Source organism: Pseudorhodobacter wandonensis (assembly GCF_001202035.1).
Lineage (GTDB): Bacteria > Pseudomonadota > Alphaproteobacteria > Rhodobacterales > Rhodobacteraceae > Pseudorhodobacter > Pseudorhodobacter wandonensis.
Map to the genome: position 1 here is coordinate 1 of NZ_LGHT01000029.1, position 13,896 is coordinate 13,896.

Genomic DNA, 13,896 nt, shown 5'->3' on the forward strand with positions numbered 1-13,896 from the left:
TCTTTTGCCTTGCCGCAATCGCCGCGGCTCAGTCACGTCCACTGGCCAAAGCGGCAATGTTCAGCACTGGCCTCGATGGCTACGCAAGAGTTGCCTTGCTTCGTGCGTTCGAAAAAGAGCCCCGCCTTCTTGCCGCAGTTGACCGGATCGTACTGCGAAACAGGGAAAGACACTGACGAGCGGCGACTGAATGCCACGTTTAAGGGCAACAAACGTCGCTCAACGCGCAGTGTGCCGGATTTAAAGGCAACGCGACAGGTGCAGAGGATCACTGCGTACGGGGTCAGCAGTTGGGGCGGAAAGATGATCGATTTCAAGGGCGTGCACTACCCACGGGCGGTGATCCTTCATGCAGTGTTTTTCTATGTCCGCTACGCGGTCTCTTACCTCGACCTTGAAGAGATCTTGGCTGAACGGGGTGTCTTTGTCGACCATGCCACGCTGAACCGCTGGGTGGTGAAGTTCTCACCGCTTATCGCCGCAAATGCCCAAGCCAAGAAACGGCCGACGGCCATTTCTTGGCGCATAGACGAAACCTACATCAAGGTCAGAGGTCGATGGACTTACCTCTACCGCGCGGTCGATCGAGACGGTCAAACACTTGATTTCATGCTATCTGAGCGCCGTGACACTGCCGCAGCGCGGCGGTTCTTCAAGCGAGCGATCGGCACAAATGGCGTGCCGGATCGGGTGGTGATTGACAAGAGTGGTGCCAATTTGGCTGGCCTGCAGGCGGTGAACGTAATCCTGAAATTCACCAGAGCGGGGCGTACCGTTGAGGTTCTGCAAGTCAAATACTTGAACAACATCTTGGAGCAGGACCACCGGTTCATCAAAAGGATCACCGCTCCGATGTTGGGCTTCAAGGCCTTCCATTCAGCCGCCGCAACCATTGCGGGCATCGAGACCGCACACATGATCCGCAAGGGCCAGTTCGGCGCCAATGGCCGTTCCGCCTTCCAGCAGTTCGCCGCCCTCGCTGCATAATTATGTCCTTAAGTCGGACGCCCTCAAGCTACCCCGAAGTTTGCGACATGTGTAGACGCCCCAAACGCAAGAGGTTTTTTTGGTTGGCATTTCGCGCGTAGTCGGGTGCTGACATGTGTCCGGCCTCTGATGCGGCGCTTTCACTTGCCGCGGGCCCCTATGGTGTTCGAAGATCAAGTCCAAATCAAAACCGCGTGCTCGTAAAGCACAGTGTCGCAAACTGGTTTTCCTGATCTCGTCTCACGACCGTTGCGCCATACCTTCCTTTGACCTCTTCCGCTCCGACGTCCTCGCGGTTGCTCTGCTGCTTACGCCGCCACAACCGGAGCCCTGTAAACCTCGCCCTTCGCCATCAGCGCCCAAACAATACGGGCCATCTTGTTGGCAAGTGCCACTCGTACGAGCATCGTTGGCTTTCGGGCCAGCATCCCCGCAAGCCATGATCCGGGCGCTGTTCCCTTCCGGGCGCTCCACACGACGACACTGTTCGCTCCGATTATCAGTAGACGACGCAGAGATCGTTCCCCCATTTTTGTGGTAGCACCGAGGCGCTGCTTACCGCCCGTGGAGTGTTGTCGTGGCACAAGGCCGAGCCATGCGGCGAAGTCTCGTCCGCGCCGGAACATCTCTGGTGGCGGCGCTAGAGCGACCAAGGCCGTGGCGATCAGTGGGCCGATGCCCGGGATAGTCATCAGTCGGCGCGCGGTCGCATCTTCATGGGCACGGCGCTTGATCTCGGCGTCAAGGGCGGAGATCTGCAGATTGAGCTGGGACAATGTCTTGACAAGGACACGCAGTATGTCGCGGGCCATTTCAGGTAAGGTGGTCCCTAGATCCTCGATCAGAGCAATCAATCGGGGGGCGTTAGCCGCCCCTTGCGGAACCACTTCACCGAACTCTGCCAAGTGACCACGCAGCGCATTTATTGATTGGGTCCTTTGTCGGATCAACAATTCGCGGATGCGGAACACCACAGCTGCCCCCTGAGCTTGCTCGCTTTTTACTGCGACAAAGCGCATCGTAGGCCGCTGCGCTGCTTCACAAATAGCCTCGGCATCCGCCATATCATTTTTCTGGCGCTTCACAAATGGCTTGACGTAGGCTGGCGGGATCAACCGTGTTTCATGGCCAAGCCTTCCAATCTCACGGGCCCAAAAATGAGCCCCGGAGCAGGCTTCCATCGCGACAATACAATGAGGTTGCGAGCTAAAAAACGCTAAGACCTGATTGCGACGGAGTCGCTTGCGGATGACAACCCGCCCAGATGCATCTGCGCCATGCACCTGGAAAACATTCTTCGCCAGATCCAACCCAATCGTGCAAACTTCGTTCATGGACGTTCTCCAATGTAGGTTTACTCAAACCCACCATGGCACATTGAGACCGCCGGGGGGCGTCTACATCATCAAAACCCGTCGTCGCGGTGCCGATGGTGTCCGCCCTTTTCGAAATAGGCGCAGCGTTGGGCGAAGACTTGGCAACCCAGATTGTCGGCCTGCTTGCCGCTCCTCCCGTCAGATAAGGCCAGCCCCGAGGTTGGGGATCAGCTTGGTATTCCCGTCGTTCTTGCCCAAACGGATATGGTGACGCTCTCCCAGATTTCGCGCCACGGCGAGAATGGCATGGCCGCATTCTTGCACGGCGATCCGCCACATCAGGGCGCGGTCGATGATCTCGCCATTGTTGAGGCGATGGATGACATTGGCGATTTGCATCGGTTGCTCAAGGATCGCGCATGGCTACGCTCACTGCGGATGGCCGCGTCGATAGTGGCGGCGGTTGCGCCGATGGTGGCATCGACGAGGTCGCGCAATTCGCCTGGCCGAAGTTCCGCCCCAAATTGGCGGGAGAGCATTGTGGTCAACTCATCGCGGCCGGGCATGGGGCATGACAGTATCGTCGGTCGAGAGAACCCAAGGTTTCTATTGGAGTGCGGGGAAATAATCCGCTGGTGATAGTTGAATATGCTCGAAATTTTGATCGTCGCGGGTCAGCAGTTCGACCTTTGGGCCTATGACGCTCTGCTGGTTTGCTATCGATTTCATAAAGATAACCTGTTGAATTGCCATTTTGCCTTGTTGGACAGGGTCGTCAAAAGATGCAGCGAGGACTTGGCCGTTCTGCAACCCTCGCAAGATAGCGTGGCTCAAATAGGTCGATATCAGTTTGGGCCGGGTTGGGTAGGTTTTGGTGGCGAACAGGCCAAATGCGGCCTCGATGGCGGGTGCATCGCCGATAAGGTAGTCTGCATCGGGGTGGCGGAGGAGGGCGGTTTCGACAATGTTTAGCTGCGCACGAAGGCCCGTATCGGCCCTGAACACCTCAAGAATTGTGACGGAACTACCCGCAAGGCCATCACGCAACCCAGCTTCTAATGGCCCAGTCCAGCCTGCCTCGGCAGGGCCGGTTAGGAATAGGACGGTCTTCTGTGGCGCGCCTGCAAGGTGCAACTGGCGCAAGTAGTGACCCGCGACAGAGCCCATATCCCGCCAGTCGACTCCGATACGTCCGGTCACCGCGCTCGATTGCAATGCGTTGACCAGCCCGAAGACGGGAACGCGCTGTGCCACCCGCGCGATGGCGTCAGTCAGGTCGGGATGATCAGAATCACCGCACCAATAAGGATCGCATCAGCACCACGCGCCACGCAGGCATCAAGTTGGTCAATCTGTGCGGTGCGAGCGCGGTATCCGCCTGCTTCAAAGAACAAAAGCGTCACATTCTGCCGCGCAGCTTCTTGCTCTAAGCCAAAGCCGACGCTGAGCCAGTAATCGTCTTTGAAATGAGGGACCAGCACACAGAATAACGGTCGCGCGTCAGCACGTCCATGGGTTGGCAAAAACACAAGAAATATCGCAAAAGCTATGATTGTGCAGACACATGCGGTCACATACTGTCGGCCTATGCGACGAACCAATTTTGACACGCGACTGATCCAAATTCTGAGCGCCATGGCGACGTTGGCCGTCATGGTGGCTGTCGCCGCGATTGGCGTCAACCAATATCTTGTGCGCACACAAGATGACCTTATTAAATCCAGCCTGCCCGCTATGGAACTTGCCAGCAGGATCGGCGCATCTGCCGAGGTGGTCGGATCACTGGCGTCTGCTTTCGTGCAAGCGAACACCAGTGATGCCCTTGACCAGATTGCCACAGCGCTTTCGCAGGCCGTCATAAGCATTGAAAACGGGGCGCAGAGGCTTGAGCGGATGAGCCCGACCGGCATTCTCGACGTGCAAAGCACTCAAGTTAAAGTAGTCGTTGCTCGGATGACCGCGAACGCGCATCAGGAATTGCTGCTTGCAGGGCGTATTCGCACCATGGCCCTTGACGTTGCACAGAATGGGGCACAATTGGATTCCCTGATTGAGGCGGAAATCGATCTGGCCCGCCTTCGGGTCACCGCAGCTATCGCCGATCTGTATTCATCGCCGGGCGCCGATCCGCACCCCACGCTTGATGCATTGGCCGACCGCTATTTCTTTGCGTTTGAGCGACTGACAGAACTGGCGCGTATGGTCGATGCGACCCGGCTGCAATTTCAGCAGGTGCCTACGATAACGACGCCCCAAGATTTGCTAACAGCCCGGGCCGATCTGTCAGCGCGGCTTAGCATGGCAATGCGCCGCGTGGTCTTTCTGCCATCCCCTTCGGCAGCCGAGCAAGTGGCAGCCTATCTTTTGCAGCTACAACAGGCTGTTGCGACGGGTGGTCTGATCGGGCTTCAGCGCAACAAAATTGCGCTACAGGTATCAATTGCGCAGGATCAGCTGCTTTTGCAAAAGACTGTGGCAGACCTATCAGGGCGAGCAAGGCAGGCGCGCGATGCGGTTCGGGCCGAAGGTCTGGCGCAAATCGCAATCGCCAAGCAGCGGTCATCGCGCATGATCTTTGCGTTGGTGGTGATTGTTGTTGGCGCGGTGATCGCGGGGGCTGTGTTGTGGCTCTATGCCCGCCGACAGTTGGTTGCGCGGCTGGGGTATATTTCGCGCCGTATTGTTGCGGTTGCAGGAGGAGATTACGGAGCGCAAATCCCGATCAGCGGCCATGACGAAATAGGTCGTATGGAGAAAGCGCTGAACATTCTGCGTCGTCGCGCCCACGATGCGGAGCGGCTGCGCGGCAGTCTGGAACAGGCCGTCATCGCGCGAACCGGCGATCTTGTGGCCGAGATGCAGGCCTCTGACACAGCCCGCACTGCGGCCGAAGCTGCTGACCGAAGCAAAATCGAGTTTCTGGCCCGCATGAGCCATGAAATTCGCACGCCCTTGAACGGCATTATCGGCATGCTTGATCTACTGGCGGTCGATGAACAGGATGCGGCCCGCAAACCCCGCATTCTGACAGCGCTGAATTCGGCGCGTGAGCTTCTGGATATCACGAATGATATTCTGACCTATGCCAGCGGCGAAGATCGCAGTAATCGGGGTAATCCGATGCACTTCAAGTTTCGGGAACTCGTCGGGCAGATGGGCCATCAATTGCAATCACTTGCTGCGACAAAAGGTCTCGAGGTGGTGGTGGACTTATCCGATAGCGCACCACTCGCCCTGCTTGGGGATGTGGTGAAAATCCGCCAGATCGTCGGCAATCTGATGTCAAATGCGGTGAAATATACAAAGCGCGGCGTTGTATCCCTGATCGTCGAACACGCCATTGATGACCATAGCAATCAACCGGTGGTCAGCTTTACCGTCGCCGACACCGGTGTCGGGATGACGCTAAACTCAATCGCCAATGCGTTTGATGCCTACACGCGTGCCGACTCTGCCAAACGTGCGGGGATTGAGGGGCTCGGGCTCGGGCTAGCGATTTCGCGCAATCTGACCGAGGCGCTAGGGGGGGTGCTTAGTGTCGAAAGCGCGGTGGGGGTGGGAAGCCGCTTTACGTTGACGGTGCCGTTGCTGATAGGCGACGCTGCCCTTGCTGGTGAGGATGATGCCCCTGGGCCGCAAGCCAATCTGGGGCACGAGGTGTTGGTGATCGATGACCACAAGGTGAACCTGATGGTGGCACGGGGCTATCTGGAAAGGCTAGGGTGCCGCGTCACTGAAGCAGCCACCGGGGCCACCGGGTTGAACGTAATCGCCGAACGGCGCTTTGATCTTGTATTAATCGACCTCGACTTGCCCGACATGCGCGGCGAAGAGGTGGCGCATCGGATCGTCAAAGATGAAAACGCCGCCGTTTTGGTTGCGCTGACGGCACATTTGATGGCGGACACGCCTGAAAATCGTGTGCGACTTGGGGTGGCGCGTATCATGTCGAAACCAATCTCGCCACGGGTGCTGGCCGAGGTTCTGGCCAAGGTTCGGGACAGTTGTGCAACCGCCCCTGTGTCATTGGACCACGCCGAGGTTCTCAAAAGCCTGACGGAAGATATTTCAGATCTCGGAGCTGAGACGACTGCGCTGATCGTGCAAGAGTTTCTTGAGGATTTGCCTCGTTCTGTCACGACAATCCTGACCGCTCCGTCAGATGTCCAACGTAAGGCCGCGCATAAACTGAAAGGGGCTGCGTCAAACTTCCGGCTGGACCAGCTTTGTGCCGCCCTGACACAGGTTGAGGTGGCCGAAAGCGGCGCGGACGCGGATTTGCTGGAGTTGGTGCAAACGCAGGCGCTGGCCGCAGCTGCCGGGCTGGAGACTGCCGCAAAAGAGGCAGGGCTTCAGACCTTGGCAGGGTCGACGAAGTGATAGCCCTGCCCGTGTTCGGTCAGTATCCATTCAGGGTTTACGGGGTCTTTTTCCAGCTTTTTGCGCAACCGCCCCACGACCACATCAATCATCCTGTCGTTTGATCGCAGCGCTTCGCGCCCCATCATCTCGGCCAAACGGGCACGACTCAGCGTTTGGCCAGGATGATCCGCCAGCGCGGACATCACATCAAATTCCTGCTTGGTCAGCGCCTCAACCCTCGCGGCAGAGACAAGCCTGCGGCGGATACGGTCAAAACACCACGGCCCGAAATAGTCCACTGCGGGCGCGCCTTGCGGTGCCTGCCCGATATCGGCAATGCGCGCCAAAAGGTTTTTGACCCTCGCCGCCAACTCTCGCTTGTCAAAGGGCTTGGTCACGTAATCATCGGCTCCCATTTCCAACCCTACGATCTTATCCACTTGATCATCCCGTGCCGTTAGCAAAATGATGCCAACCCGCGAAACCAAACGCTGTTCGCGCGTAATTGTCAGGCCATCTTTTCCGCTAAGATTGATATCGACCAGAAGCAAGTCGGGCGGGTCGGCGCTGATAATTTCTTCCATATCGGCGGCATTTTCAGCTTCGCTCACGCGATGCCCTTGTTCGCGCAAATAGGCTGCAAGGCGCATGCGCGTTGTGCGGTCGTCTTCGATCATGAGGATGTGTTGAGCCATGACTGTATTATTACAAATCTTCACATTATCGAACAAGCCCCCTTGCGCAGGATCAAGTCAGGTCAAAGCACAAAGGAATAGTCTGCAATAAAATAGACGGTCATAGGAGGTCCAAATGTCATTAAACACACCAACCCGCCGCGCGTTCCTGCAGGGCGGCGCTGCGTTCTTCGGGGCTGCGAACCTGATGGGCACCACCGCGCTTGCCGCCCTCGACCCTAACTCTTTCAACGACCGCATTTTCCACGCGACCCACTTTGGCCCGTTTGAGGCGGTTGTCCGCGATGGCAAGCTGGTTGGTATCAACAATATCGTGGAATTGGATGCCCGCCCGACTGAAATGCTGAACCACGGGGTTATGGATCGCACTTATGACAAAAGCCGCATCAACTATCCAATGGTGCGCAAGTCCTACCTGGAAGGTTGGGAAACCGGCGATACCAAACCTGAATTGCGCGGCAAGGAACCCTATGTGCAAGTCGATTGGGACACTGTATGGAGTTTGACCGCCAAGGCCCTGCTGGATGCCGCGGCCAAACATGGCAATGAGTCGATTTTTTCTTCATCATATGGGGGCTGGGCCAATGCGGGCAACTTCCGCCCCAACGTGATGCAGGGCCGCTTGATGAACCTGATCGGTGGTTGCACCACCACGGGCGGCGACTGGTCAGCCGGGGCCAGCCAGATCAGCTTGCCACATATTATCGGCGATATGGAGGTGTATTCCGCCCAAACCGCGTGGGAAGTGATCCGCGACAATACCGAAGTGTTCGTGTTTGTTGGTTGTGACCCGATCAAGAACAACCGCATCGAATACACGGTGGCCGACCATGGCATGTATGGCCCGTGGGAACAGATCCGCGACAACGGCACCAAGTTCATCTCGATCAACCCGCAGCGCACGGCCTCGGATGAGGTGTTGAACGCCGAATGGGTCAGCATTGTTCCGAATACCGACGTGGCCCTGTTCAGCGCGATGGCGTTCCATGTACTGGAAAAGGGTCTGGAAGACCGCGCCTACATGGACAAATACACCGTCGGCTCCGACAAATGGATCGCCTATATCAAGGGCGAAACCGACAACACGCCAAAGACCCCGGAATGGGCGGCAAAGATCACCGGCATTGATGCCGATAAAATCCGCGAGCTGGCCGAATTGCTGGCGACATCCAAAACAGAGATTGCCGGTGCCTGGTCGCTGCAACGTGCCCAGCATGGTGAAATGACCCATTGGGCGATCATCAACTTTTCAGCGCTGACGGGCCAGATTGGCAAGCCTGGGCAAGGGGTTGGCTTCTCGTGGCACTATGGCAACGGCGGGATGCCACAATCGGGCAAGTCCACGCCAACGGGTCTGTCACAGGGCCGCAACTGGGTGAAAACCGTGTGCCCAGCCAGCCGTATTACCGAAATGCTGGAAAACCCCGGCAAGGAAATTGTCTATAACGGCAACAAACAGACCTACCCAGACGTGAAGGTGATCTTTAACGCGGGCAACAACTTCATGTCGCACCAGCAAGACACCAACCGCCTGATCCGTGCGCTGGAAAAGGTGGAAACCATTGTCAGCGTTGACGTGTGGTGGACAGCGGCAACCCGCTGGGTGGATATCGTTATGCCCGCCTCTTCCACCCTTGAACGCGATGATATCAGCGTTGGCGGCACCTATTCCAACGACCGCGTATATGCGATGAAAAAGGTGATCGAACCTATCGGCGACAGTCTGTCGGACTATGAAATCTTTGAAGGTTTGGCTGATAAACTGGGCCTGTGGGCACAGTTCACCGATAGCGAAGACCTGATGTTCCACATCAAGGCAGCCTATAGTCGCTGCGCCGCTGCAGAACACACCACGTTTGAGGAGTTCTGGGAAAAGGGTTATGCCCGCCAAGAGGCGCCGCAAGAGGCACGTTCATGGACCCGTCACGGTGATTTTTACACCGATCCGGTTGGCAAGCCGCTGCACACTGCGTCTGGCAAAATCGAAATGTTCTGCGAAAATATATCCAACATGAACATCGCCGATTGCCCCGGCCTGCCGACGTGGATGGAAAAGCACGAATACCTCGGCAATGCCAAGGAAGGGCAGTTGCACGTTGTCTCGCCCCACCCGTGGTTCCGTTTGCACAGCCAGATGGACCAATCCGAAAGCCTGCGTGATTTGTACAAGGTGCAGGGGCGTGAACCAGTACGGATCAACGCTCAGGACGCCGCAGATCGCGGAATTGAAGATGGTGATCTGGTGGAATTGTATAACGACCGTGGCACGGTGATTGCAGGTGCGGTTGTGTCTGATCACATCATGCCAGGGGTAGTTTCCATCTACGAAGGCTGCTGGCCGTCGCTGGACAGCAAAGGGCGCTGCAACTCGGGTCTTGTCAACTTTCTGACCTCTACACAGCGGTCTTCCGGCCTTACAGAGGCAACAACGGCGAACACCGTCCTGTGTTCCATGCGCAAATGTGAGGACCCTGAAGGCCCGAACATGGCTTATGAAAAGCCCCCGATCATCGAGGACTATGAATTGGCCGCGATTGACGACGAAAAGCTAGGGCTGGACCGGTTGGAGGCACTGACGGCAAGCCTTTATGCCGATATGTCGCCGGGCGAAAAGCTGTTCTTTGAACGCTGCACCGTATGCCACGGCCCGCGTGAGGTGACGCATTTCACCCAACAGCAGTGGAAAGGCATCACGCCATCCATGTTCCCGCGTGCGGGTCTGGAAGAGGATGAGGCGGCGCTTGTCATGGACTATTTGATGAAAAACGCCGCTGACGCACCAAAGTAAGGCAGCACGGCAGGGGGCCGGTTCACTGGCCCCCGCTTTCCCCAAAAGACCAAGGAAAACCCAATGCATATGGCCCCTATCCCCAGTGGATGCGGCTGCGACAGTCTTTCGTCGCGCGCCGATATGATGAGCGTCACCGACGCGCTGGACCGCGCCTTGGCGCTGGTAGCACCAATTACAGACACGCAGTCCGTTGCCTTGGGTGATGCACTTGGTCGGACTACTGCTGAGCCCGTGCATGCCACCAAGGCGATGCCGTTTTTTGACAATTCCGCGATGGACGGCTTTGCGCTTTGCTGTGCAGATCTGGCCGGGCGGTGCTGTCTGCCAATCGCAGGCACCGTTGCCGCGGGCGATCCCCCGCGCGATCTACCCCAAGGTGCTGCCCTGCGCATTTTTACCGGCGCACCTTTGCCTTTGGGCGCCGATGCCGTTGTGATGATCGAATCCTGCATCGACAAGGTTCATAAGGTGCATTTCAACCGCACCCCCACCGACGGCGAGAACATCCGCCGCGCAGGTAGCGATCAGGTCGCGGGACAGACTTTGCTGCGCGCAGGTATCCGCATTGCACCACATCATATAGGCTTGTTGGCTGCCAATGGGATTGCGCGGGTGGATGTGATCCGCCGACCCCGCGTTGCAATCTTTTCCACGGGCGATGAGGTGCAAGATGGCACCTGCGCTTTGGGCCAAATCCCCGATGCCAACCGCCCCATGCTGCTGGCGCTGGCGCAGCAAGCTGGGGTCGAGGTAAACGATCTGGGTATATTGCCCGATGATGCCGATGCCACCGCTGCCGCCTTGCAGGGGCTTGGCGCTCAGTTTGATTTGATCTTGTCATCGGGCGCAGTATCGATGGGAGGCAAAGACCACATCCGCGAAGCGTTGACTGCTGCGGGCGGCACGGTTCACGGCTGGCGCGTTGCGTTGAAGCCGGGTAAACCGGTGATGTTTGGCAGCCTTGGCATCGCTGCGTTCACGGGTCTTCCGGGCAATCCTTTCGCTGTGTATGTCGGCTTTCACATGTTCGCCCTGCCGCAAATTGACCGCTTGCTGGGGGCACAGCCCGCCTCCTTTGCGCCGATTCCTGCAATTGCGGGCTTTGACTGGGCGCGCAAACCGGGCCGGGCCGAGGTGTTTCCGGTGCGGTTGCTGGCCTATAATGAAAACGGCCTTCCGGTGTTGCAGCGCCTTGGGCACAGCGTCTCGGCCACGCTTCTGCCGTTGGGTGATGCGGACGGGCTCGCCATTATTCCTGCCGAAACAAACCAAATCCAGTCAGGAGCGCGCCTGTTTTGGCGCCCGTTCTGCGGCACAGGAGGCATATGATGGGCTTTGCTTCTCTTGCGGCTATCCGCCTTGACCGCGGCGATATAGACGGTTTTTTCACAACGACATCCCAAACACTGACGGCCATGGGCTATCGCGTGCGTGGCGCGCTGCAAACCCGCGGGGCCATGGGTGGTGAATGCCACTGCGCCGATATGGACCTGACGACGCTGGGTTCAAACCAGGTTTTCCGCATCTCGCAACCCTTGGGGAATGGGGCGCATGGCTGCCGCCTGCATCCCGGTGCGCTCGCGGAATGTTCCGTCTTCATTGAGCAAGAATTGGAGCAGGGGGCCGACCTGCTTATCCTCAACCGTTTTGGTCGTGGCGAAAGTGAAGGGCGCGGGTTTCGTGACCTGATCGGCAAAGCCATGGCTTTGAATGTGCCCGTGCTGACCGCTTTGCGCCCGACCTATGCAGAGGCATGGAGCGCGTTTGGCGCAGGCGTGGCCTGCGACCTGATGATGGATCAAGATGCCGTGTTGAAATGGTTCACGACGGCTTCCGAGGCCCGCGATGCCGCTTGACGTGTCGCCCAATGCGCTGATGGATAGCTTCGGGCGATCCGTCAGCTATCTGCGCTTGTCCGTCACAGATCGCTGTGACCTTCGCTGCACCTATTGCATGCCTGAAAAAATGCGCTTTCTGCCCAAAACCGAGGTGTTGAGCCTGCAAGACTTGGCGCGGCTGAGCTACATTTTTATCCATCGCGGTGTGCGCAAGTTGCGGATCACGGGCGGAGAGCCGCTTGTGCGCCGTGATGTCATGGACCTGTTTCGGGATATGTCCCGGCACTTGCAATCGGGCGCGTTGGACGAGTTGACTCTGACCACGAACGGCACCCAACTTGCCCTCCACGCCGAAGCGTTGGCCGCCTGCGGGGTGAAACGTGTGAATGTCTCGCTCGACACACTGGATGCCGATCGCTATCGCAAGGTAACCCGATTGGGGGATATCGGCATGGTACTAGCCGGGATCGAGGCGGCGCAGGCCGCAGGGCTCAAAGTCAAGCTGAACGCAGTCGCCAGCAAAGGGGCGTTTGAGGATGAGATAGATGCTTTGATCTGCTTTGCCCACGGGCGCGGGATGGATTTGACATTGATCGAGGAAATGCCTCTGGGCGAAACCGGGTTGGATCGCAGTAAGAGCGTGCTGTCGCTGCGTGATCTGCAAACCGATCTAGCGCGGCGTTGGACAATGACCCCCGTGCATCGCAACACCGGCGGTCCGGCGCGCTATATGGCAGTGGCTGAAACCGGTGGCCAACTCGGGCTAATCTCTCCCATGTCGTGCAATTTCTGTGCTCTTTGCAACCGTGTGCGGCTCGATTGCACGGGGCGACTTTATACCTGCATGGGTGATGAAGGATCGGTAGATCTTAGACCCGCCCTTGACCAGTCTTATAGAGCCACCGTTTTGGCAATCCGGCACGCGATTGCGGCAAAACCTGAACGGCATAAGTTTGATATGTCCCGCATGGTCGCCCCCGCCGTGAAGCGCCATATGTCGGTGCTTGGTGGATAGGGTTTTGAGTTCATGACAGCGCATGCAAAGCATTCTGGGGATGTTGCACCTAGGACCATTCGGGCGCTGTTCAGGTAAGTCGCTACGGGGGCCCTATCGAAACCAAGGGCCATAAATATGCTTTTGCGAAATCCAATTTAGACGCTTTTACAAATCAACTGAAAGGAATGATCATGTCAAACGATTTGCCCGGCGCTGCTGGTGACATTGCCAAAAGCCACCCGACGATCTGGGCGGCTTATGCTCAACTTGGGGCGGCAACCGCCACTGCTGGCCAACTGACGGAACGAGAGCGCCGCTTGGTCAAATTGGCGCTTGCCATTGGTGCGGCATCCGAAGGCGCGGTTCATTCTCATGCCCGGCGTGGGCTGGCTGAGGGTATTCCAAAACGAGACCTGGACCAGGTTGCGCTACTGGCCATCGGTCCGCTTGGTTTTCCGCGTGCAGTTGCGGCGGGCACCTGGATAACTGATGTTACAAATCAGGGCTAAAATGCTGATTTGCATAAAGGATTAGCGGCTGGGGTGCAGTTTTCTGCTGTATAATACAGCAGCCTATTTATTGTCAGCAGCTGTGTGGCAAACCCAGAGTTTCAACACGACTTGCGTGTCGATAGTCCGAGACCTTTCCTGTTGTCGCGTAGCCCTTAAATGCGGTATACGAAAGTCAACAAAATCAATGGGGCGGCTTTGCCATTAAATATGGTATTTTGCCTTTAAATCTGACATTCTTGCCGTTAAAGCTGACACAGGGTGCGCGGGGTTGGACGGTTGGCAGCGATAGTGGGTAATAACGAAGACTGTGGCGATGCTGGTGCTGAGGCGCTGCGCCGGGCATCTGTCCTTCGACCGCTTGTAAAAGCGTACCTAAAGCGCACCGGGAGCTTGGAGAG

General features: G+C 57.4%; 13 protein-coding genes. 8 read left to right on the forward strand and 5 right to left on the reverse strand.

Going from position 1 to position 13,896, the window contains the following annotated elements; genetic code table 11:
* Positions 1-303: 303 nt before the first annotated feature.
* On the forward strand, positions 304-987 hold the full coding sequence (locus AKU79_RS08545; protein ID WP_050523193.1) for an IS6 family transposase: 684 nt from the start codon (positions 304-306) through the stop codon (positions 985-987).
* 308 nt (positions 988-1,295) lie between these two features.
* Here AKU79_RS08545 and AKU79_RS08550 read toward each other — a convergent pair whose 3' ends face one another.
* Together AKU79_RS08550 and AKU79_RS08555 are read right to left on the reverse strand one after the other, a co-directional pair.
* Positions 1,296-2,321, reverse strand: coding sequence for an IS110 family RNA-guided transposase (locus AKU79_RS08550; RefSeq protein ID WP_050523186.1), 1,026 nt, complete (start codon positions 2,319-2,321; stop codon positions 1,296-1,298).
* Between the two features lie 180 nt (positions 2,322-2,501).
* Positions 2,502-2,702 (reverse strand): hypothetical protein, encoded by a 201-nt coding sequence (locus AKU79_RS08555; protein ID WP_050523187.1) that lies wholly within the window; start codon positions 2,700-2,702, stop codon positions 2,502-2,504.
* Between the two features lie 20 nt (positions 2,703-2,722).
* On the opposite strand from AKU79_RS08555, the gene AKU79_RS19255 reads away from it, so the two are divergent.
* The gene (locus AKU79_RS19255; protein WP_156209612.1) at positions 2,723-2,878 is read left to right on the forward strand and encodes a hypothetical protein; all 156 of its coding nucleotides are present in this window, start codon (positions 2,723-2,725) and stop codon (positions 2,876-2,878) included.
* A gap of 31 nt (positions 2,879-2,909) precedes the next feature.
* Here the strand turns inward: AKU79_RS19255 and torT are convergent, their stop codons facing one another.
* Both torT and AKU79_RS19865 read right to left on the reverse strand, forming a co-directional pair.
* Positions 2,910-3,557 carry a TMAO reductase system periplasmic protein TorT gene (torT, locus tag AKU79_RS19860; protein ID WP_269430763.1) on the reverse strand — a complete coding sequence of 216 codons (648 nt, stop codon included), beginning with the start codon at positions 3,555-3,557 and terminating at the stop codon, positions 2,910-2,912.
* Between the two features lie 17 nt (positions 3,558-3,574).
* Positions 3,575-3,784: a hypothetical protein gene (locus AKU79_RS19865; protein WP_269430764.1), complete on the reverse strand. Its 210-nt coding sequence runs from the start codon at positions 3,782-3,784 to the stop codon at positions 3,575-3,577.
* A 106-nt stretch (positions 3,785-3,890) separates the two neighbouring features.
* Here AKU79_RS19865 and AKU79_RS08565 point away from each other — a divergent pair, with 106 nt between their 5' ends.
* Positions 3,891-6,683, forward strand: coding sequence for an ATP-binding protein (locus tag AKU79_RS08565; RefSeq protein ID WP_050523194.1), 2,793 nt, complete (start codon positions 3,891-3,893; stop codon positions 6,681-6,683).
* Here AKU79_RS08565 and AKU79_RS08570 read toward each other — a convergent pair.
* Positions 6,656-7,342 carry a response regulator gene (locus AKU79_RS08570; RefSeq protein WP_331458379.1) on the reverse strand — a complete coding sequence of 229 codons (687 nt, stop codon included), beginning with the start codon at positions 7,340-7,342 and terminating at the stop codon, positions 6,656-6,658. The genes AKU79_RS08565 and AKU79_RS08570 overlap by 28 nt on opposite strands.
* A 133-nt stretch (positions 7,343-7,475) precedes the next feature.
* On the opposite strand from AKU79_RS08570, the gene AKU79_RS08575 reads away from it, so the two are divergent.
* The 5 genes from AKU79_RS08575 to AKU79_RS08595 all read left to right on the forward strand — a co-directional run bounded on the left by AKU79_RS08575 (position 7,476) and on the right by AKU79_RS08595 (position 13,495).
* The gene (locus tag AKU79_RS08575) at positions 7,476-10,148 is read left to right on the forward strand and encodes a molybdopterin-dependent oxidoreductase (protein WP_050523189.1); all 2,673 of its coding nucleotides are present in this window, start codon (positions 7,476-7,478) and stop codon (positions 10,146-10,148) included.
* A 63-nt stretch (positions 10,149-10,211) separates the two neighbouring features.
* Entirely contained in the window at positions 10,212-11,480 is a 1,269-nt protein-coding gene (locus AKU79_RS08580) for a molybdopterin molybdotransferase MoeA (RefSeq protein WP_050523190.1), read from the forward strand.
* Positions 11,477-12,007, forward strand: a complete 531-nt coding sequence (locus AKU79_RS08585; RefSeq protein ID WP_082223981.1) for a DUF2478 domain-containing protein — start codon at positions 11,477-11,479, stop codon at positions 12,005-12,007. The genes AKU79_RS08580 and AKU79_RS08585 overlap by 4 nt, the downstream gene beginning before the upstream one ends.
* Complete coding sequence (gene moaA, locus AKU79_RS08590; protein ID WP_050523192.1) at positions 11,997-13,004, forward strand: GTP 3',8-cyclase MoaA; 1,008 nt, start codon at positions 11,997-11,999, stop codon at positions 13,002-13,004. Before AKU79_RS08585 ends, moaA begins: the two co-directional genes overlap by 11 nt.
* Positions 13,005-13,177: 173 nt before the next feature.
* Positions 13,178-13,495: a carboxymuconolactone decarboxylase family protein gene (locus tag AKU79_RS08595; protein WP_050523195.1), complete on the forward strand. Its 318-nt coding sequence runs from the start codon at positions 13,178-13,180 to the stop codon at positions 13,493-13,495.
* The last annotated feature ends 401 nt before the right edge of the window (positions 13,496-13,896 follow it).